Raw genomic sequence first — 19,746 nt, 5'->3', positions numbered from 1 at the left:
TCAGGCCTCCTCGGATTGCTGGTGACGCGCGCCGTTGGATACCGCCTGCTCGAGCCGCGCCACCAGTTCGCGCGCCCGTTTGTCGGATGTGTGCTGATCCATCGTCCGCTCATAGGCGCACCTGGCGATGGGCTGGAGGTCTGAGCTCGACAGCGCCAGCGCAGCCAAACTGTCCTGCGCATCGCGAGCGATCAGGATCTCCCTGCCGGGCGTGAAGAACTCTTCGATGCCTGGCCAATCATCGCTCAGGAGCGGGACGCCGCAGGCCGCCGCCTCGAACAGACGACCGGAGGGGCACCAGCCCATCTCCGCCATGGCTTTGCGCGTGACGTTGAGGGTCAGACGTGAGGACGCAAAGAAAGGCGCATGCTCCGACGGCGGCAGATGCCGCACGAAGTAGATGTTGGGCGACCACGGAAAGTCGTCAGGATATTGCGCTCCACCGATCAGGAAACGGAGGTCTTGCCGCGCTCGTGCCGGTTCGACGAAGAGCGCCTCGAGCCCGCGCTGGCGGTCTTCGGAGTAGGTGCCTAGATAGGATAGATCAGCGCGATAGTGTGGCTCGGGCGGCACTGGACGATGAATATCGCTATCGACGTGGCCGTACAGGGGACGGATATCGCGGGCGCCGAGCCGGTCGCGGAATTCCTGGACGACGCGCGGTCCGCCGGTGAAGCTGAGGACGAGCGCGAAGTCGCGTAGACCTCGCGGACCGATGTAAGGAACGGAATCTCCCGCCATGAGCCGCGCCAGTGTGATCGGGGTATCCAGATCATAGAAGACGGGTAAGGCTCGCCCTTCGGACATGATCAGATCGGTCGCTGCAATTGCATCGGGACAGTAGGACGTCACGATCGCAACATCGGCATCCGCGATGTCATTGCGGGCGAGGGAGCGGGTGTCCTCCCATTTCGAAAAAAGCCGCAGCTGCCCACCGGGCAACTCATTGAAGTCCCGGGCACCGGCATAATAGGGTACGTCGCGCTCGTAGAAGACGACGATGTGGCCGAGACGCGTCAGATGCTTGCAGAGGCCCCGCCACAGGGTCGCGTGGCCGTTGCCCCAGGAGGAGGAGATGGTCAGGCCGAAAATGACGATCTTCACGCGGGCACCCGCTGGTTGATCCCGGTGATCCTGAATCCGCGTCGATCCGCAGTGAGCGTGCTGACGCTCGAGGGGTCGATCTTGATCGAAAGAAAGTCGTCGAGCCGCATACGCGCGTAGTGCAACAGCGCGGCGCGAATGGGCTCGGCGTGGCTGATTGCGATCACCGAGTCCGCAAGAGGATCAGAGCGCAGTTGCTCCAGATGATGGACAATGCGATTCTGAAGCGAGCGCATGCTCTCGCCGCCGGGTGGACGAGTGCTGCCGCGGCGGCTGTTCCAGCGCCACCATTGCGGATCCTTGTTGAGTTCCTTGAAAGACCGGCCAGTCCATTCGCCATAGTCGAGCTCGTCGAGGGCAGGAACGATCTCGATCGGCAATCCGAACCGCGCGGCCAGAATGCTGGCCGATTGCATGCAGCGCCTCTGCGGGCTCGACTGGATCAGCGACGGACGGGGACCGACGTTGACTGCACAACGGGCAATCTCCTCGCAGCCGACGTCGTCGAGCGTGACGCCGCTCATTCGGCCACACAGCGTGCGGCCGAGCAGGGCATGGTGACCGTGACGCACGAGATGGATGATCCGGGCCATCAGCTGCATACCTTGTCGTCGATGAAGGCACGCGTCCGCCGTCCGGCCTCCTCGTCGGTGAACTGCTGCGGCGGCGATTTCATGAAATAGCTGGAGGGACCGATCAGGGCGCCGCCCTGACCGCGATCCATCGCAAGTTTTGCGCAGCGAACGGCGTCGATCACCACGCCCGCCGAGTTCGGGGAGTCCCAGACCTCGAGCTTGACCTCCGCGCTCAAGGGCACGCCGCCGAACGTCGTACCTTCGAGCCGGATGAAGGCGAGCTTGCGGTCGGTCAGCCATGGGACGTGGTCGCTTGGGCCGACGTGAATGTTATCGGGGTCCATCGGGACGTCGAACTGGCTGGTGACGGCCTGAGTCTTGGAGATCTTCTTGGAGGTCAATCGCTCGCGTTCGAGCATATTCTTGAAATCGGTGTTGCCGCCGACATTGAGCTGATAAGTGCGGTCCAGCCGCACGCCACGGTCGCGAAACAGATTGGCGAGCACGCGGTGCAGGATGGTGGCGCCGACCTGGCTCTTGATGTCGTCACCGACGATCGGAAGGCCCGCGTGCTCGAATCGCCGCCGCCAGTCCGGGTTGGAGGCAATGAAGACGGGAATGCAATTGACATAGCCGCAGCCGGCCTCGAGCGCGCGCGCCGCATACCATTCGCTTGCGCGCTGCGAGCCGACGGGCAGGTAGGACACCAGCACCTCGGTTCGAGACATGGCCAGAACTTCCGAAACGTCGGCCTCCGGGACGTCGGCGACCGGAACATCATCCTCGAGATAGTGTCCGATACCGTCCATGACCGGGCCGCGCTGTACCATCACGCCGGTCCGATCCACATTTGCGAAGCGATGCGTGTTGTTTGGCTTGGCAAAGATGGCATCGGCGACGTCGCGCCCGACCTTGGCGGCATTGACGTCGAACGCCGACGCGATCTGGATATCGCTGATGTGGTACCCGCCGAGATCGACGTTCATCAGCCCGGGCACGGGCTCGTTCGACTTGGCATTTCGGTAGTAGGTGAGACCTTGGACGAAGGAGCTTGCGCAGTTGCCGACGCCGACGATGCCGACGCGCACGCGGCGCCTGTCCTGAAGACGGGAGTGCATGGATGAAACCTCCGGGAAGACGCAGGGCCTCGGCGTAAGTAGGTCGGCGAACGTGCCGGAAGGTATGTTCGTTCCTCTGCCGGAGACGTCGTGGCGGCGGCGCGGATCGATTCCGGCAAAAAAATGCGGCGGGCTTAACCTGGGATAGAATCCGGCAACGCACGATCGGAACGAAGATCATCGAGGATGAAGATGAAGAAGATGATGCTGGCCGTCTCGCATGAGCCGCGTCGTGCCGTGAAGAACAAATCTTGCCGACCCGCGTTTCACCGCAGATGGTCCGATGCGATGCCGTGGCATTGCCGGGCCTGCCAGCAAGCGAGGTGCCACATGACGTCTAAAAGCCAGAATAGCGAAGCTGAGCAGACCACCGATCACGCCGCGATCCGCAAATGGGTGGAGGAGCGCGGCGGGCAGCCGGCGACAGTCAAGGCGACCGAGGAGGACGGACATGCCGGCATCCTGCGCATCGATTTCGATCCGCCGGACGAAGGGCTCGACCGCATCGGTTGGGACGAGTTCTTCGACAAGTTCGACGAAGCCGGCATCGCGTTCCTGCACCAGGACCGGACCAAGGACGGCAAGCCCAGTCGGTTCCACAAATTCGTCCGTCGCTAGCCGGATCGCCGGCGGTGGCGAACGACTGGGTGGAGGCGATGCGCGTAGGCGATTTTGCGCGCGCCTGGGCCATCAACGACCGCGATCTCGCGGCGGCGTCGCATCCGCCCAAGCACACCGGTCCGCGGCATCTCCAGCGGATCTGGCGTGGGGAGTCTCTCACGGACAAGCATGTGCTCGTCCGGTGCTACCACGGGCTCGGCGATACCCTCCAGTTCCTGCGTTTCATGAAGCCTCTCCGTGGCGTCGCGCGCAGCGTCACGGTCTGGTGCCAGGCCGGGCTCTTGCCGTTGGCGGAGCGCACGGCAGGCGTCGATCGCGTGCTTGCGCTCCATGAGGGGACGCCCGAAGCGGACTTCGAGGTGGATATCGAGATCATGGAGGTGCCGCAGGCGTTGAGGGTCGGGCGAGAGCGGATCGAGATGCGCGCGCCCTATCTGACGCTCCCCCCCGGACGCGCGCCTGCCTCGATCGACTGCGAAGGCTTGGCCGTCGGCCTGGTCTGGGAGGTTGGCCAATGGGACAAGCGGCGTGCAATTCCCCCCGCCTTGCTGCGACATCTCGCTGTTCCAGACATTGCACTTCACTCGCTTCAGCCAAATGCAACCATCGAAGAGCTCGCCCAGATCGGCGCGCGGGACATCAGCACGCCCGACATCGCGACGCTCGGCCATCTGCTCCGGCGGCTCGACCTCGTCATTTGCGTCGACACCATGATCGCACATCTGGCAGGCGCACTCGGGTGCGATGCCTGGGTGCTCTTGCACGCCGATTGCGACTGGCGATGGCCCTCATCCGGGTGCCGCTCGCGCTGGTATCCGAGCCTGCGGCTGTTTCGTCAAAAGACGGCCGGCGACTGGGGCGCTGTGATCTCGGAGGTGCGCCACGCCTTGGAGGAGCGTGGGAAATCCTCGCAAGGGCTCGCGTGAACATCATCAAGCCAGCGCAACGGCGCCTTTCGCCGGTCCCAATGGTCGCACGCCTTGATCCCGCGGCCAGATGCCGAGATAGGCGGGATCGAAGCGCGCCAGCTTGACCAGTCCCGGCCAGTCGGAGATCGTCAACGTCTTGCCATGCCATTGCAGCAGGTTGCTGCGGCGCAGCTCGTGGATGGTGCGGTTGGCATGGACCGGGGAGATGCTGCAGGCCGCGGCGAGGTCGGACTGGGTGAACGGCGAAGCCAGTCTGAAATCCTTGGCGAGCCCGACATTTTGCAGGCGCGTGGTGATCTCGCAGAGCAGGTGTGCCACCCGCGTCAGGGCGTCCCGACTGCCGAGGTTTATCGTCCAGTTGCGCTGGATGGCGTGGTCGCCAAGCAGCATCAGCAGCAGGGCGCGCGACATCGCGGACGAGCGCGCCGATAATTCGCGAAAGAAGCGATGCGGCACCACCGCGACCACAGCGGGGCCGAGGGCGATGAGGTTGCCGTTGATGCGGGGCCGGTACAGTGTCTGGAGGTCGGGGATGTCGCCGGGGACCGAGATCGACGTGATCTGCCCGTCCATTCCCTCGGCGTCCTGCCAGGATAGATAGCCCTGGAGCAGCAGGCAGCATTGATGGTTATCGTCGCCGTGGCGCAGGATAGCCTGATGTGAACTGAAGTGCGCAATCGTGCTCGGCATCTCTGCCAATAAATCAAGATCGGCAACAGTTACGTCACCAAGGCTCACCAGATGATCGGCGAGCTTGGAGAAGGTAAATCCGGTCTGCATTGGTCATCCGATCGCACTTCGCCCACGTGCACTTTGGTCAAGTCGCAAAAGGAAGGCATTAATATTTGATACATCCGTGCGGATTGTGAGAATGGATCGTTGGATGCGAGCCGACGTCTGTCCATCTTCAATGTTCCTCCCATCGGGCCGAGCCCGGAGGCGAGGAGCTAAGTTAGGTGATTGAGCTTTTTGAGCGGATTGATCTCTTTCGGTTTGTCCTGCTCGTCGCGACCATGCGCCGCTTGGGCCTTGCCATCCTCGTGCAGCGATTGGTCGCCGATGACCTCGCCGAGGGTCTGCTTGGCCTTACCGACGATCCGTTCCTTGATATCTTTCGCTTTGCCCATTGCCATCTCCGAAGTCGCCGCTGAAGGGAAAACGCCGGGGCCCGGTTTCGTCCAAACGCTTCCGGTGATGGGACGCCGGAGCTTGGGTGAGACTCTCCGCGGGGTGAATGGTTCCTGAGCCCTTACCTGGGCGCCAGTGTGATGATCACGCCTTCATTGCCACGAAGCTGGATCGAGGCATCGGGCAGCGATCTCGAAGCTTGGTCAAGATAGGTCGACAGCAGCAGGTGGCCGCTCCCTTGCCAGTGCCACTTGCGGGGCTCGGCGGCAATGTTGAGAGCGACCAATATCTCCTGTCCGTCCGCGACGCGCCTGAAGGCAAGCACGTCGCTCTGTGATCGCAGTGGTTCGTAGCGACCGCGAAGAAGGCACGCATTTTCGCGCCGCGCCGCCATCAGCGCGCGAAACAGTGCCAACATCGACCGCTCGTCGCCTTGCTGGCCGGAGACATTGGCCGAATCTTCCGGATCAAGCGGTAGCCAGGGGCGGCCGTTCGTGAACCCGCCATTGGCGCTGGCGTCCCACCGCATCGGCGCGCGCTCGGGATCGCGGCACAGGCCGAAGCCTGGCACGAGCTTTTCGAAGGGATCGCGGACGCGATCGGGCGCTATCGAGACCCGCTTGCGGCCGATCTCGTCACCCATGTAGAGGAACGGCGTTCCCTTCAAGGTCATCAGGAGCATTGCCAGCACGCGCATCTGTGCTTCGCCGATCTTGCTCGCGACTCGCGGCTTGTCGTGACCGCCGATCACCCAAACCGGCCACGCGTCTTCGGGCAGGGCGTTGAAATACGCATCAATCGTTGCCTGCAGCGGCAATGCATCCCATGGAGTGTCGAGCAAGGCAAAGTTGAGAGGCAGGTGGAGGCGAGGCCGCTCGGTGCCGTAGAAATGTCCGATGCGGTCGGTCTTGCCCTGGACTTCACCGCACAGCAATCGCCCGGGATATTCGTCGATGACGCCACGAATGAACTCGATGCAGTGCATCGTCTCGGGCCGGTCGTCGGTGAACACTGGAGTATGGCGTTGCGGCGGCGGCTTGCCCGCGGCTTCGGGATTTGGGGGATTGTCGCGCAGATGCGCGTCCTTGATCAGGACTGCGCTGGCATCGACACGAAAGCCGTCGACGCCCCGATCCAGCCAGAAGCGCATGACGTCGGCCAAGGCCGCGCGTACCTCGGCATTGCGCCAGTTGAGGTCGGGCTGCTCGACTAGAAATGAATGATAGTAGTATTGCCGCCGAGCTTCGCACCATTCCCATGCGCTGCCGCCGAAGCGGCTAAGCCAGTTGTTTGGCGGGCCACCGTTCTCGGCGGCTTCGGCCCAGATGTACCAGTCGGCTTTCGCACTGTTGCGTGAACTACGGCTCTCAACAAACCATTCATGATCGTCCGCGGTGTGATTTGGCACGAGATCAAGGACGAGCCGGATGCCGGCCTCGTGCAGGGCGGTGAGGAGCGCATCAAAGGTGCCGAGATTGCCGAAGGCTGGATCGATCGCGCAATAGTCGGAAATATCGTAGCCGAGATCGCGGAACGGGCTCTTGTAGATCGGCGTGAGCCAGACCGCATCGATGCCCAGCCATTTCAGGTAGCCGATGCGCGATATCAGGCCGGCAAGGTCTCCCTTGCCGTCGCCGTCGGAATCCTGAAACGAGATCAGCGCGACTTCGTAGATGACCGCGGATTGCCACCACGGGCTTTTGTCGTTCGACCCGGCAGTCATTGCGTCGCTCACCTCGTAGGGCGGTGCACGTCATGCCGCCCCTCTGCCCCGCGTTACGAGAGATTCAAGTCCAGGCGGGAACAATGGTTGCTATGGCTGTCGCAAATCTCCGCCGCGGCGGTCGGGGCACTCTTTGATCCAAGCCTGCAAAATCTGGTTTTCTTAACATTTTGAAGTGCCGGAACCGAAGTTCGGCGCCAGCTTAAGAACAATGCCGGATCTGGGCCGCCCGATCCGGCGTGTATCGGCCCCGGCGCCATACCTCCCGCCGGGGCCGTTTCCCTCCGACAAGCAACACCGATAATGCCAATGACAGCCAAACGAAACCGCAGGAAGCAGACGCAACCGCTTCAGCAACGGTTGACATCATTCGCCGAGGCCGCCCGGGAGCGGGCGCGCCGCATGCCTCCGGGCAAGGAACGCGACATGCTGTTGCGACGTGCCAAGCAAAACGAGGTGACCTCCGACCTGACCGACCTGTTGAGCGCTCCTGGCTATCGACGACATGGAGGATGATGATGACCGCCATCAAGCACTATCGCGCGTTTCAGATTGATCCTGACGGTCACGTCTTCGGCTGCATCAACCTGGTGTGTGGCGACGACGAGCAGGCCAGACGCGAAGCGGCAGCGCTCGTGCTGATCCATCGCATCGAGCTGTGGCGGCTGGACAAGCGGATTGCGCAGTTCGAGCTGCCTCCAGAGACCACGCATCAAGCGGCGGCCGGCCATTAGGGGCGCCCGAGAGCAGGCTCGATCGTCGACAAAGATCGCTGTTTATGCCGCGTTGATCGGCAACATCCTCGTTGCGGTCACCAAGATTGGCGCAGCGCTTTGGACCGGAAGCTCGTCAATGACGAGCGAGGCCGTGCATTCGGTCGTCGACACGTCCAACGAGGCCCTGCTGCTCTATGGCTATCGGCGGGCGACCCGGCCGCCGAACAAGGCGCATCCGCTCGGTCACGGCCGTGAACTCTATTTCTGGAGCTTCATCGTTGCCCTGCTGATCTTCGCGCTCGGAGCGGGCGTTTCATTCTATCAGGGCGTGATCCATGTCTTGTGGCCTCGACCGATCGAAGATCCCGTCGTCAGCTACGTCGTGCTCGGATTGTCTTTCCTGTTCGAAGGATCATCCTGGGTGATCGCCTGGCGGCGAGTCCGGGAGGACGGCAGTCGATACGGCTACTACCAGGCATTCGTCCGCAGCAAGGACCCGCCCGCCTTCATGGTGCTGTTCGAAGACAGCGCAGCACTCATCGGGATCCTCGTCGCCGTCGCCGCAACGGCGGCCGCTGTCGTGCTGGAGCAGCCCGTCTGGGACGGTATCGGGTCCATCCTGATCGGAGTTCTGCTCGGGATCACCTCGATTGCACTTGCGCGCGAGAGCAAGAGCCTTCTGATCGGCGAACCGGCTGATCCCGATCTCGCACGGTCGATCCTTGCTTTGGCGCGACGGTCCCCCGGCGTGCTTCGCGCCAACGGTTTGCTGACGGTGCAGTTGTCTCCAACCGAGGTCGTTGCGGCCCTCAGCATCGAGTTCTCGGACGACAGGCGGGCGAACGAGATCGAACAATCGGTCGTTGCGATCGAGCACGACATTCGGAGACATCATCCGGAGGTCGCGGCCATCTTCATCAAGCCGCAGACAGAGGCCCGATACCGCCGGGTGCGGGCGGATCGTTTCGGCGATGAGGAGCCGTAGGACGCTGTCACGTCGTCCGGCGTTCGAGCGCGCTCAGGGCGATCAGAATGGCCAGGACGGTGATCAGAAAGCTTCCCGCAGATATCGAACGCTGGCGGTTTCGTTTTTGGCGTGTTCGCATGGGCATGGTCCGGATGGTGGCTGTCAAGCGATCTCGCGTCGTTGGGTTCCTGGGCCTGGTCAACCCGCGCCAGGAAGAACCTGTGGCAGTTTGGTCATTCGTTCCTTAAAGGACGCGGCGATTGGCATAATGTGAAATCTCCCGTCGAGAGACCGCGGCCCGGGCTCACGTCGCCCCGAAGCTCTTGGAGGCGGCGACAAGAGGACGTATTTCCCTCGACGACCTCGGGCGAGCAGGTTCCAGAGCTCTGTCGGAAGCGTCGGCTATGCGGCTGTAGTCACGAGGAACGAGCGTCCTGTCCGGGGACTTGGATAAGATCCGGACCGGAAGACGCTCATGCAAAGAGTTGCCACCGCCCTATCGACCGCCACCCTTACCAGGGTGACGGATGACATCTGGATTGCGGACGACGCGCCGATCAGCGCGGCGGGTCTGGTTCTGCCTGTTCGCATGACGGTCATTCGGCTGTCGAATGGTGACCTCGTTCTGCACTCGCCTGTGCGCTATTCGCACTCTCTGCGCGAAGAGCTCGAGCGGCTGGGTCAGATCAGTTACCTGCTGGCGCCGAATGTTGCTCACTGGACGTTTCTGCGCGAATGGCAAAGGCAATTGCCGCAGGCAACGACCTTCGCAGCAAGAGGCCTCTCGGCGAGGAAGCAGGTGCGAGAGGCAGGCCTTCGCATTGACCGGGAGCTTGGCGGTACCACCCCGGAAGAATGGTCCGGGGAGCTCGTGACCATCGCCGTGAACGCGCCGATGTTCTCGGAAGTGGAGATATTCGACAAGCGGAGCCGCACATTGATCCTGACGGATCTCGTGCAGAACCTCGCTTCCCGTGATCTTCCCGCGTTAAATCAGGCTGCTGTTAGCCTGCTTGGCAACGCCAAGCCTGACGGCAGGGCGCCGGTTTATCTGCGCCTCCTGTTGCGGCTCGGCGGCCGGTCGGTCCAGGCCGCAGCCGAGCGGCTGGTGAGCCTTGCGCCCGAACGGGTCATTTTCGCGCATGGCGACTGGTTCGACTCCAGAGCGACCGAGCAGCTCCGGCGGTCGCTGCGATGGCTGCTCCCTATGGGTGCCGAGGGAGCTGCGCCGCGGCCAATGGCGGGCACACGCGTCGTGATAACGGGGGCCTCCAGCGGAATAGGCCGCGCGGCCGCGCTGGCGTTTGCGCGGGCAGGTGCGAGCGTGGCCTTGGCCGCGCGGCGCGAGGAGATCCTGACGCGTCTTGCGGCGGAGTGCGAGGCGCTGGGGGGCCGCGCCCTGGCGGTCCCGACCGACGTCACCGACGCGGAGGCGGTGCAGCGATTGGCGAGGCGAGCCGAAGATGCGTTCGGCGGGATCGATGTTTGGATCAACAATGCCGGCACGGGTGTGTTCGGCGCCTATCAGGACGCCGATCTCGCGCTGCATCGCCGGACCGTCGAGGTCAATCTGCTTGGAACCATGAACGGTGCGTTCGCGGTGCTTCCGATCTTCTTGCGTCAGAACCGGGGCATCCTGATCAATAACATCTCGCTCGGCGGCTTGGCCCCGACACCGTTTGCGGCCGCGTATACTGCAAGCAAGTTCGGCCTGCGCGGGTTCACGGCGAGCCTGCGCCAGGAGCTTGGCGCGCATTCCGATATCCACGTCTGCGGCGTCTTCCCGGCGATTGTGGATACGCCCGGTTTCGTCCACGGTGCCAACATGTCGGGCAAGAAGCTTGACCCGGGCCCGCTGCTCTACCAGTCCGAGGACGTCGCTCAGGCGTTCCTGAATCTGGTCCGTACGCCCCGGGATGAGGTCGCCGTCGGGTGGCCGGCACGCGCGGGTCAGATGGCCTATGCCATTGCGCCGAAATTGACCGAGGATCTGCTGGGAGGCGCATTCAGGTTTCTGCTGTCGCACGCGCGGCGCGCACCGGTCAGCGAAGGAACGATGATTGAAGCCTCTCGGCCGGGAAGGTCGGTCGACGGCGGCTGGCTCGCGCGGAAGCAGCTTCCACCGGCCGGGGTCATCAGCCAGGGGCTTGCGGTGCTGGCGCTAGCTGCGAGCGTCGCTCTGCTGGCCTCAGCGATTGCTCGTCCGGGTCGGCAGATCCGGGCAAGGCGTCGCCGCCAGGTATAGACGAGCCGGGCCGACGCACATCACGGCAGCGTGTAGGCCCGCACGTAATCGCCGAGTTTGCTTCCGAATGACCCGTGGCCGCCGCGGCTGCGAGGCCATGTCCCTGTCCCAGAGATCGTGGTGCACGTTCTGGAACGACCGGCGCAGTCTTGCGATGCTGATATCGAGCGCGACAAGCTGTATGGAGTTCATATGACCTACTTCAGCGTATAGAGAAGCGCTGCGATGTCGCGCGCGTCCTTCTGCGGGATGCCCATTCTCGGCATGGCGTTGCCTGGCAACGCCCGCTGCGGATCCTCAATCCAGTCGGCCATGCTGTCCGGGGAGTTCTGGATGTAGCCCGCGATGTAGGTGCGCGTGCCGATCCTGTGCAGGGGCGGGCCGACATTGCCGTCGGCTCCGGCGATGCCGGGAATGTCGTGACAGCTGCCGCAATGGTATTGCTTGACGAGATCGGTGCCACGGCGCGCATCGCCGATGAAGTTGTCAGGGCCGTTAGCCCTGCCGGGCTCGCAGGCGGCGGCCATCATGGCGAGCAGCGCGGCGATGAGTAAGCGTGTCGTCGGACGCATCATCGGCAGCTCCCTTTCCGATCAGGGTTTCTGGCCGAAGTTGAAGGACTTGGTGGCGGACCACGGATCGGTGGTCGAGACCTGCTCGCTCGGGACTTGCTCGATCTCGGGCGAGAGCGGATTTGCCGAGAAGGTGCGGCCCCATTGTCGGCTCGGCTCGTTGCTGATCTTGCCGATATAGGTGACGAGGTCCCAGATCACGCTGTCGGGCAGAACGCCGCCCCAGGCCGGCATTCCATTGGGCCGACCCTGGTAGATCGACAGATAGATGTGCTCGGGCTGCGAGCCATAGGTGAAGAGGTTGTTGCTCAGCGCCGGCCCCATGCCGCCGCCGCCGTTCGCCGCGTGGCAGCCGACGCAATTGAAGCTGATGTAATAGGTCATCCCGCGTTGCTCGGCGTTAGGATCGCCCTGGACCGGATTCTTGATCTGCGGCGGGTCGGGCTGTGCGCCGGGAAAGAGAGTGGTTACGGGAACCTGCATGAACACGCCCGGCCGGCCATTACCGACGCTGCCGCCGAAATTCGGCCGCGGTGCCAAGGTTGGCATCTGCGCTTCCTGGGATTGCGGCAGGGCCTGCTGGGCAAGCATCGCGTCGTCCGGCACAGCCATCAGGAGAAGCGACAGAACACTCGCGCGCAGCGCTATGGCAGACATCATTGATGCCCTCCCGAGGCCGTCACCGGTGAGTCGATCAGAGGCACGCCGTAGCTTCGCAGCAGAGAGGTGATCTCGGATCGATGCTCGTCGATGAACGCGTCCAGCTGGTCACGCAGGGCGTGATCGCCCTTGCGCACGCCCATCGAAATGGCGAACTGGAATTGCTGAGGTGCAAAGCGTTCGCCATCCTGGATCGGCGTGACCGTCAGCGCCACCCCGGACAGCCCGGCGAAATATCCGGCAAGTGGCCCCCAGGCCGCGGCGACCTCAATCTCGCCGTGTTCGACAGCCTCGATCAGGCGGGCCGGCGGATCGGCCTCGCGGTAGTCGCCATAGATCGAGTAGCCGCGGACATTGTCGACGATGCCGAGCGCGCCGAGCGCCTGCGCCGGCGGCGGATTGTTGCCGTCGTCACCGACGAGGTGCACGCCGATCGCCAGGCGATGCAGACGGGGATCGAGCAGGGAGGAAAGGTCGAGATGCGCGTCCTGACGGCTGACGAACACGTAGGTCGAGCGATAATAGGGTCTCGTGGTCTCCACGAGTTCGTAGCCGGCCGGCACGCCCATCACGACGTCGCATTTTTCTGCCTTCAGCGTGTTGCGAATGAAGCCGCGACGCTGCGCCCACCAGGTGTAGGACAGGGATCGTCCCAGGGCTCCTGCCGCCAACGACGCCAGCCTGTTCTCGAAGCCTGCTTCGGCGCTGTTGGAAAACGGCAGATTGTTGGGATCGGCACAGACACGCAGCTCCCCATTCGGCCCGGCCGCTGCGGGTGACGCGATCCCGGTCAGGCCGACAAGCGCAAGAGCGGCACAATCAGCGCGCAGGCGCATGGCTGTTGTCCTGACCATTGGCTCCCCCGAGCTTGAACACCAGCAGTTCGCTGCCGCCGGCGGTGTAGAATGGCAGATCCTGCATTGCACCGGTGAAACCGAGTGCGCCATTGCGCACCCGCTGATCGAGCTCCGCATTGGCCACCGCGCCGGGCCAGCCGCCGACGCCGGAGAGGATCGCGATGTACTGCTGCCCGTCCGAGCCGCGATAGGAGATCGGCTGGCCGATGAACCCCGAACCCGCACGAAACTGCCAGAGCATGTTTCCGGTCTTTGCGTCGACCGCCTTGAACAGGCGGTCCATCGTTCCGTAGAACGCGACGTCGCCGGCCGTCACCAGCGCGCCGCTCCAGACCGGCAGCTTCTCGTGGATCTCCCAAACCTTCTTGCGCGCGACCGGGTCCCACGCCATGAATTCGCCCCGGTGTCCGCCGGGACCCGCGTACATATCGACATCGGCACCGACATACGGCGTGCCGGCGATATAGCCGACCTGCGACGCCTTGAAATTCATGCAGAGATGCTGATGCGGGACGTAGAGCAATTTTGTGCGCGGTGACCAGGCGGAGGGCTGCCAATCCTTGGCGCCCGGCGCGCTCGGGCAGATGTTCTCGACGGTCTTGCCGGCAAGCGGGGTCTTCTCCTCGTTGGGGATGATCTTGCCGGTCTTGAGGTCGACGCCCTTGTAGGCGTTCACGAACTCAAAGGCGTCCGCCGAGATCACTTCGCCGGTGGAACGATCCATGACGTACATGTAGCCATTGCGACCGGGATGGATCAGCACTTTGCGCGGCAGACCGTTCACCTCGAGGTCGACCAAGACGTTCTCGTTGATCTCGTCATGGTCGAACAGATCGTGCGGGTTGACCTGGTAGGCCCACTTCGCATGCCCGTTGTCGGGATCACGCGCGAAGATGGTCGTACTCCAGAGATTGTCGCCGCTGCGCTGGTTCGCATTCCATGGACTTGGATTGGCGGTGCCGTAATAGATCAGGTTGAGGTCCGGATCATAGGAGATCCATCCCCACATGGTGCCGCCGCCGACCTGCCAGCGGTCGGCAGGCCAGCTCTTGACGCCGAGATCCTTGCCCTTGAGGTTGTCGTAGAACGGCTTGAAGCCGTCGCCGATCAGCACGTCCTTGTCGGGGCCCGTGGCATAGGCGCGCCAGGCGATGGCACCGGTGTTCTCGTCGAGCGCGGTGACCCAGCCGCGCACGCCCATCTCGCCGCCGCTGTTGCCGATGAGGACCTTGCCCTTCACCACGACGGGCGCCATCGTGATGGTCTCGCCCTTGTTGATCTCGCCGAGCTTGGTGTGCCAGAGCTCCTTGCCGGTCTTGGCGTCGATTGCGACCGAGTGATTGTCGAGCGTGTTGAGAAAGATCTTGCCGTTGTCGAAGGCGAGCCCGCGACTGACGACGTCGCAACAGGCTACGCCCGCTGCGGCAGGCTCAGGTTTCGGCGCATACGACCATGTCAACTCGCCCGTGGTGGCATCGAGCGCGAACACGCGGTTGGGGTAGGGCCCGGCATAGGGGCCGACCACATACATGGTCCCGTCGACCACGAGTGGTGCGGCCTCCTGACCGCGATCCGCGCCGATCGAGAACGTCCAGGCGAGCTGCAGGCGCGATGCGTTGCCGACGTTGATCTGGTCGAGATCGCTATAGCGCGTGTTGGCGTAGTCGCGCGCCGCCATCGGCCATTGGCCGGGATCCTTCATGCGGCTGGCAAGATCAGTCTGGGCAAAACCAGGCGAAAGCGATACAGAGCACGCGCACAGCGCACGCAGCGTTCCCCACAGCAAGCGCCTGAGGCCGGACATTAACATAAGTGAAGATCTCCACGGCATTGACGAGGCCTGCCGCGCTGCAGGCCGTCCGCGAACGTACAAACGTTGCGTGCGCGCTTGGTTCCTAGGACCGGGAGAGGCGGCTATCTCACGACGTTTCCCGAAACGCCGGCGCCGAGATCGACGGCGATCTGATCTTCCTTGCCGTCGCATTTGGGATGGCCAAAGCCCGATGGGCTTTTGCCGTCCGGCCCGATATCGTAGATGATCGCATCCTTCATGTTCGGGCTGACGCCGGCCGGCACGTGATCAAGGCCGAGGAAGTGACGCACGCGCCAGGCGACGTTGTGATCCGCGCAGGAGCTGTCGCCACTGACGCCGAGCGCGCCGGCGATGCCGTTGCCGTCATAGAGCGCCAGCCCGCCGCCGAAGACGATGACGCCGCCGACGGGCTTGCCGACCATTGGATCACGCGCGGTTCCGAATTCATCCGGCGTGCCGGCGTAGAGAACCTCCGGTGCAGGCGGATTGCTGAGCGCGGCGCCGAACAGGAAGCCGCCGGGCTGGGCGCCCGCATAGAGATTGGCGGTCGCCATCGCCTTGTTCTTCAGGCTGAACGCATTCGCGGTGTTGGCTTTCTCGGCGGCGATCGCGCGACTGCCGAGCCACTGGTCATCGACCTTGCTGCCGCTATAGGCAATCGCGCAGACGACGCCCTGCCGGTTCACGACGGCCGCCCATTCGTTGTTGTCCAGGCCGCCATTGCTCGGGCCGCCGGCGGGCTTGACGCTTTTCTTGAGAATGTCGGCAAGCTGATCATGGTCGACCGGGCACGACATTCCCGGGCGCGGTTGCTCTTGCGCGACCGGAGCTTCTGGCGCCGCGAAAGTCGCCGCGAGAATGACAGCCGTCATGGCGGTGCGCTTGCTCATCTGACCTCCACGGAGATTGAGTCAGATGGGCGAACGTTGCGCTGCACCTGCGGTTCCTATGGTCCTCGCGAGCCGGCGTGCCGAACCGCGGGCAGGCGGACATCGAATTCGGTCAGCCACCGATAAGCGAAGAACAGGGCTGCAGCGGTGTAGAGCATGCCCATGGGCACCCACATCAAGATGCCGGCAAGCTGCTGATCCTCCAGCGGCGACAGACCGAATTCCCCGGCGATGGCGCCCTGGCCCGGGATCCAAACGCGCGTCGACAGGGCCAGGAGCGCTCCCAGCACTCCGGAATGAAGGACAGTGACGAACAGGCACGCAATCGCGATACCATCCCGAAGCCGCACGCTGCGACCAACACCGCGGCCATGGAGAAGCACCCACCAGAACAACAGCGCCGTGGCAAAGAAGCTGATGTGCTGGAGGCGATGGATGGCGGTGTTTTCGAGTGCCCACGCATAAAGCGGCGGCGCATGCCAGGCCCAGAGTGCCAGGGCATGCATGGCGGTCGCGCTGATGGGATGGCCCAGCAGAGCCCATGGCCGCGCGACAATCGGCCAATTGAGGAGGCGGCCCGCAGCAGGACGAAGCGAGGCCGGAAGGCTCCACATCAGCGGCCCGTTGATGCGGGCAAATGCCATCAGGGGGGCTCCGACGATCATGAGCAGCTCGTGCTCGATCATGTGCGCCGTGAACAGTCGCTCGCCGAGCCAATGCAGCGGCGAGGTGAGGGCGAGTGCGACGATCAGCCATCCCGTCCAGAATGCGCCGACCTGACGAAAGCTGATGCCGCGCCCTCCGCCCGCGTGGTGCCAGAGCCGCTGCGTGCCGACGTAGAAGCCGATGCCGACAGCATAAAGCGGTGCCAGAAGCCAGGGATCGATGCTCCAAAGCGAGCCCGGATCGACGTCCGAGATGCCGTGGGCCATTGCCGGCGCAGCAGCCAGGCCAAGCAGCAGGGCCAGCAGGATCAGCGCAGGCATGGGCTGATCACCAGCGATGCCGCGAGCTGGTTCGCGATGACAAGTGCGAACAGCACGCCGGAGCCGACACCGAGCCAGGCCATGAACGTCCGGGGACCGCCGCCTTGTGCATCGGCCCATTCCGCGCCGACGCCGCGCCGAACCGCACGGGCCGATATCGCCGTGCCCGCAAGGGCAACGATGGCCAGGGCGACGCTCATGATCGTGCCGGTGAGCTTTGTCGTCTCGCACGAGAAATGGGCGAGCGCATAGACGCCTTGCAGGTTGATGCCCCATGCCAGCGGTCCGAGCGCGACGCCGGCCCAGTAGAGCAGTTTCGGATGTCGTTCAGCAGCGGTCATAGGCGGGGCACCCAGTCGAGCAGCACATAGAGCGGCAGCCATGCCAGCACGACAAAGTTCCAATAGAACACATTATCGGTGACGTCGCTGAACCGACGCGGCTTGGCGTGGCGTGTGAACATCAGCACCGCCAGCACGATGGTGTCGCCGACGTCGGTGGCGAGATGGGTCGTGTGCAGGCCCAGGATCAACCAGACGATCGATCCGTAGGCCGAGTTGTCCCAACGCGTGTTGAGATGGGCGAACTCGAAGCCGCGCAAGACCAAGAGTCCGATTCCGATCAGCGACATCGCGATGAGGCCTGCGCGTACTTTGGCAAGGTCCTGTCGATGAGCGGCGCTTTTGGTCATCTCGTTCGGAATGATGCTCAGGAGATAGACGATGGTCTCGGCCGTGCCGGGCCAGAGATCGGGGGGCGCTGCTCCGATCGGCCAGTTCGGGTTGACGGCATAGAGATAGAGGTAGGCCCCGATTGCGATGGCAAATCCCATGCCCTCCAGCGCCATGAACCCCATGGCGCCCCACCACGGGCCGCTGCGCGGGCCATAGCCATAGGTCGGCAGTTCCGCGACGTTGCGGACGATGGTTTGCCTCATTGCTCGTCCTCCTTGCTGCCGCCCGGCCAGAACCAGCCGATCAAGGTGACGGCCATGGGCGGCGTACCCCACAGCACCGCCCAGGGCGTGAAGATCGATCCGATGAAGAACACCGTCGTCGCAATCGCCGTCAGCAGCGGCCAGATGCTCGGCTCCGGAGACGCCTCACGGATTTGCGGTTCGGCTTCGGCGAGCGACGTCAGGAGCACCTCGCGCCGCTCCACGCTGAGGCCCGCAACGACGGGCAGGCTCGCACTGTCGAGCCAGAGCGGATCGCGGTGCTTGACCACGGGAATGCGGTCGAAATTCTGCGGGGGTGGAGGTGAAGAGGTCGCCCATTCCAGCGTCGAGGCGTCCCAGGGATTGTCGCCTGCGAGCGTGCCGGCGCGAAGGCTCATGAGCACGTTCACAAGCAGCAGCGCAAAGCTGATCGCGAAAATGGCGGCGCCGGCGCTGGACAGAAGGTTAAGGTGCGCCCAGTCCATCTCGGGAGTGTAGGTGTAAACGCGCCGCGGCATCCCGATCAGCCCGAGAATGTGCATCGGGAAAAACGCGACATTGAACCCGACGAAGGCGAGCCAGAAGTTCCAGCGGCCGAGCCGCTCGCTCAGCATCCGGCCGGTAATCTTGGGAAACCAGTAGTAGACGGCTCCGATGAGCGGGAAGACCGCGCCGCCAATCAGGACGTAATGGAAATGCGCGACGACGAAATAGGTATCGTGCACCTGTGTGTCGATCGGCACCGAGGCGACCATCACGCCGGAGAGGCCGCCGAGCACGAAGATCACGATGAAGCCGACCACGAACAGGAGCGGAGTGCGGTAGACCGGACGGCCGTCCCAGAGTGTCGCCAGCCAGCAGAAGATCTGGAGACCGCTCGGCACCGCGATCAGCATGCTGGACGCCGTGAACAGGCCGGCGCCGAGCTGGGGCAGGCCCGTGACGAACATATGGTGGACCCACAGGCCGAACGACAGGAAGCCGGTCGCGATCAGTGAGAGGATGACGACCGGATAGCCGATCACCGGCCGGCGCGCGAATGTCGCAAGGATGGCCGAGACCATGCCCGTGCCGGGTATGAAGATGATGTAGACCTCGGGATGACCGAAGAACCAGAACAGGTGCTGCCAGAGCAGGGGATGTCCGCCCGACGAGGAATCGTAGAAGCGCGTGCTGACGAGACGATCCAGGATCAGCGAGGTCGATGCAACCATGATCGAAGGCATCGCGAACATCACCAGAAAGGACGTGACCAGCATTGCCCATACGAAAAGAGGGATGCGGTCGAGCGTCATGCCGGGCGCGCGGAGCTTGAACACGGTGACGACGATCTCCACGGCAACTGCGAGCGCCGCGACCTCGGTGAAGGTGATCATCTGCGCCCAGACGTCGGGCCGCTTCGTCGGCGTGTACTGCAGCGACGACAGCGGAACATAGGCGAACCAGCCGACATCCGGACCGACGTTGAGCGCAAAGGAGATCCAGAGGAAGCAGCCTCCGAACAGAAACATCCAGTAGCTGAACGCATTCAGGCGCGGGAAGGCGATACTCCGCGTTCCGACCATCAGCGGCACGAGGTACACGGCGAATGCTTCCATCACCGGGACGGCGAACAGAAACATCATCGTCGAGCCGTGCATCGTGAAGATCTGGTTGTATTTGTCGGCCGACAGGAACGTCTTCTCAGGGCCCGCGAGCTGAATGCGCATCAGGATCGCGAGGATGCCGCCGAGGAGCAGGAACGTGAATGCGGTAACGATGTAGCGACGCCCGACGACCTTGTGGTCGACCGACATCAGCGCGCCGAGCAGGCCGGGCGGCGTGCGCCAGATCCTGTCGAGGCGCGTAGAGAGCTCCAGGCCGTTCAGCGCGTCGTCGCGCAGCTCGCGTTCTTCAGCCATCACG

General features: G+C 63.7%; 22 protein-coding genes. 6 read left to right on the top strand and 16 right to left on the bottom strand.

Features of this window, described 5'->3' with window-relative positions; translation table 11 throughout:
* From A5906_RS11885 to A5906_RS11875, 3 genes are read right to left on the bottom strand one after another with little or no spacing between them, the layout of a single operon-like run.
* Positions 1 to 1,104, bottom strand: a complete 1,104-nt coding sequence (locus A5906_RS11885; RefSeq protein WP_080135387.1) for a CgeB family protein — start codon at positions 1,102 to 1,104, stop codon at positions 1 to 3.
* Positions 1,101 to 1,697, bottom strand: coding sequence for a histidine phosphatase family protein (locus A5906_RS11880; RefSeq protein WP_080135527.1), 597 nt, complete (start codon positions 1,695 to 1,697; stop codon positions 1,101 to 1,103). Before A5906_RS11880 ends, A5906_RS11885 begins: the two co-directional genes overlap by 4 nt.
* Positions 1,697 to 2,797 (bottom strand): inositol-3-phosphate synthase, encoded by a 1,101-nt coding sequence (locus A5906_RS11875; protein ID WP_080135386.1) that lies wholly within the window; start codon positions 2,795 to 2,797, stop codon positions 1,697 to 1,699. The genes A5906_RS11880 and A5906_RS11875 overlap by 1 nt, the downstream gene beginning before the upstream one ends.
* A 330-nt stretch (positions 2,798 to 3,127) precedes the next feature.
* On the opposite strand from A5906_RS11875, the gene A5906_RS11870 reads away from it, so the two are divergent.
* Positions 3,128 to 3,415, top strand: coding sequence for a hypothetical protein (locus A5906_RS11870; RefSeq protein ID WP_080135526.1), 288 nt, complete (start codon positions 3,128 to 3,130; stop codon positions 3,413 to 3,415).
* 38 nt (positions 3,416 to 3,453) lie between these two features.
* On the top strand, positions 3,454 to 4,344 hold the full coding sequence (locus tag A5906_RS11865; RefSeq protein WP_080135525.1) for a glycosyltransferase family protein: 891 nt from the start codon (positions 3,454 to 3,456) through the stop codon (positions 4,342 to 4,344).
* Positions 4,345 to 4,350: 6 nt separating this feature from the next.
* Here A5906_RS11865 and A5906_RS11860 read toward each other — a convergent pair whose 3' ends face one another.
* The 3 genes from A5906_RS11860 to A5906_RS11850 form a co-directional block, all read right to left on the bottom strand.
* On the bottom strand, positions 4,351 to 5,127 hold the full coding sequence (locus A5906_RS11860) for a Crp/Fnr family transcriptional regulator (RefSeq protein WP_080135385.1): 777 nt from the start codon (positions 5,125 to 5,127) through the stop codon (positions 4,351 to 4,353).
* A gap of 167 nt (positions 5,128 to 5,294) precedes the next feature.
* The gene (locus A5906_RS11855) at positions 5,295 to 5,474 is read right to left on the bottom strand and encodes a CsbD family protein (RefSeq protein WP_080135384.1); all 180 of its coding nucleotides are present in this window, start codon (positions 5,472 to 5,474) and stop codon (positions 5,295 to 5,297) included.
* A gap of 122 nt (positions 5,475 to 5,596) precedes the next feature.
* Complete coding sequence (locus A5906_RS11850; RefSeq protein ID WP_080135383.1) at positions 5,597 to 7,198, bottom strand: alpha-amylase family glycosyl hydrolase; 1,602 nt, start codon at positions 7,196 to 7,198, stop codon at positions 5,597 to 5,599.
* A gap of 309 nt (positions 7,199 to 7,507) precedes the next feature.
* Between A5906_RS11850 and A5906_RS11845 the strand changes: the two genes are divergently transcribed.
* The 4 genes from A5906_RS11845 (at position 7,508) to A5906_RS11830 (ending at position 11,126) form a co-directional block, all read left to right on the top strand.
* Positions 7,508 to 7,714 carry a hypothetical protein gene (locus A5906_RS11845; protein WP_080135382.1) on the top strand — a complete coding sequence of 69 codons (207 nt, stop codon included), beginning with the start codon at positions 7,508 to 7,510 and terminating at the stop codon, positions 7,712 to 7,714.
* A gap of 2 nt (positions 7,715 to 7,716) precedes the next feature.
* The gene (locus A5906_RS11840) at positions 7,717 to 7,932 is read left to right on the top strand and encodes a hypothetical protein (protein ID WP_080135524.1); all 216 of its coding nucleotides are present in this window, start codon (positions 7,717 to 7,719) and stop codon (positions 7,930 to 7,932) included.
* Positions 7,910 to 8,899 (top strand): cation diffusion facilitator family transporter, encoded by a 990-nt coding sequence (locus tag A5906_RS11835; RefSeq protein ID WP_430642374.1) that lies wholly within the window; start codon positions 7,910 to 7,912, stop codon positions 8,897 to 8,899. The genes A5906_RS11840 and A5906_RS11835 overlap by 23 nt, the downstream gene beginning before the upstream one ends.
* 457 nt (positions 8,900 to 9,356) lie before the next feature.
* Positions 9,357 to 11,126, top strand: a complete 1,770-nt coding sequence (locus A5906_RS11830) for an SDR family oxidoreductase (RefSeq protein WP_136615155.1) — start codon at positions 9,357 to 9,359, stop codon at positions 11,124 to 11,126.
* On the opposite strand, the gene A5906_RS46585 is transcribed toward A5906_RS11830, so the two are convergent.
* From A5906_RS46585 to ctaD, 10 genes are all read right to left on the bottom strand, one after another.
* On the bottom strand, positions 11,070 to 11,318 hold the full coding sequence (locus A5906_RS46585; RefSeq protein ID WP_136615154.1) for a PQQ-binding-like beta-propeller repeat protein: 249 nt from the start codon (positions 11,316 to 11,318) through the stop codon (positions 11,070 to 11,072). The genes A5906_RS11830 and A5906_RS46585 overlap by 57 nt on opposite strands.
* Positions 11,319 to 11,323: 5 nt before the next feature.
* Positions 11,324 to 11,701 (bottom strand): c-type cytochrome, encoded by a 378-nt coding sequence (locus A5906_RS11825; RefSeq protein WP_080135381.1) that lies wholly within the window; start codon positions 11,699 to 11,701, stop codon positions 11,324 to 11,326.
* Positions 11,702 to 11,719: 18 nt separating this feature from the next.
* On the bottom strand, positions 11,720 to 12,355 hold the full coding sequence (locus tag A5906_RS11820; protein ID WP_080135522.1) for a c-type cytochrome: 636 nt from the start codon (positions 12,353 to 12,355) through the stop codon (positions 11,720 to 11,722).
* Positions 12,355 to 13,194 carry a substrate-binding domain-containing protein gene (locus A5906_RS11815; protein ID WP_080135380.1) on the bottom strand — a complete coding sequence of 280 codons (840 nt, stop codon included), beginning with the start codon at positions 13,192 to 13,194 and terminating at the stop codon, positions 12,355 to 12,357. Before A5906_RS11815 ends, A5906_RS11820 begins: the two co-directional genes overlap by 1 nt.
* On the bottom strand, positions 13,178 to 15,025 hold the full coding sequence (locus A5906_RS11810; RefSeq protein WP_080135379.1) for a methanol/ethanol family PQQ-dependent dehydrogenase: 1,848 nt from the start codon (positions 15,023 to 15,025) through the stop codon (positions 13,178 to 13,180). Before A5906_RS11810 ends, A5906_RS11815 begins: the two co-directional genes overlap by 17 nt.
* Before the next feature lie 104 nt (positions 15,026 to 15,129).
* Positions 15,130 to 15,918: a heme-binding protein gene (locus A5906_RS11805; protein ID WP_167523565.1), complete on the bottom strand. Its 789-nt coding sequence runs from the start codon at positions 15,916 to 15,918 to the stop codon at positions 15,130 to 15,132.
* Between the two features lie 56 nt (positions 15,919 to 15,974).
* Positions 15,975 to 16,904 (bottom strand): cytochrome c oxidase assembly protein, encoded by a 930-nt coding sequence (locus tag A5906_RS11800; protein WP_080135378.1) that lies wholly within the window; start codon positions 16,902 to 16,904, stop codon positions 15,975 to 15,977.
* Positions 16,892 to 17,245: a hypothetical protein gene (locus A5906_RS11795; protein WP_080135377.1), complete on the bottom strand. Its 354-nt coding sequence runs from the start codon at positions 17,243 to 17,245 to the stop codon at positions 16,892 to 16,894. Before A5906_RS11795 ends, A5906_RS11800 begins: the two co-directional genes overlap by 13 nt.
* A complete protein-coding gene (locus A5906_RS11790; RefSeq protein WP_080135376.1) occupies positions 17,242 to 17,841 on the bottom strand; it encodes a cytochrome c oxidase subunit 3 in 600 nt (199 codons plus the stop codon). The genes A5906_RS11795 and A5906_RS11790 overlap by 4 nt, the downstream gene beginning before the upstream one ends.
* Positions 17,838 to 19,742: a cytochrome c oxidase subunit I gene (gene ctaD, locus A5906_RS11785; RefSeq protein ID WP_186465161.1), complete on the bottom strand. Its 1,905-nt coding sequence runs from the start codon at positions 19,740 to 19,742 to the stop codon at positions 17,838 to 17,840. The genes A5906_RS11790 and ctaD overlap by 4 nt, the downstream gene beginning before the upstream one ends.
* Positions 19,743 to 19,746 lie beyond the last annotated feature (4 nt).

Origin of the sequence: Bradyrhizobium sacchari (assembly GCF_002068095.1) — a bacterium.
Classification (GTDB): domain Bacteria; phylum Pseudomonadota; class Alphaproteobacteria; order Rhizobiales; family Xanthobacteraceae; genus Bradyrhizobium; species Bradyrhizobium sacchari.
This window is presented reverse-complemented; position numbering and strand designations above follow the sequence as displayed.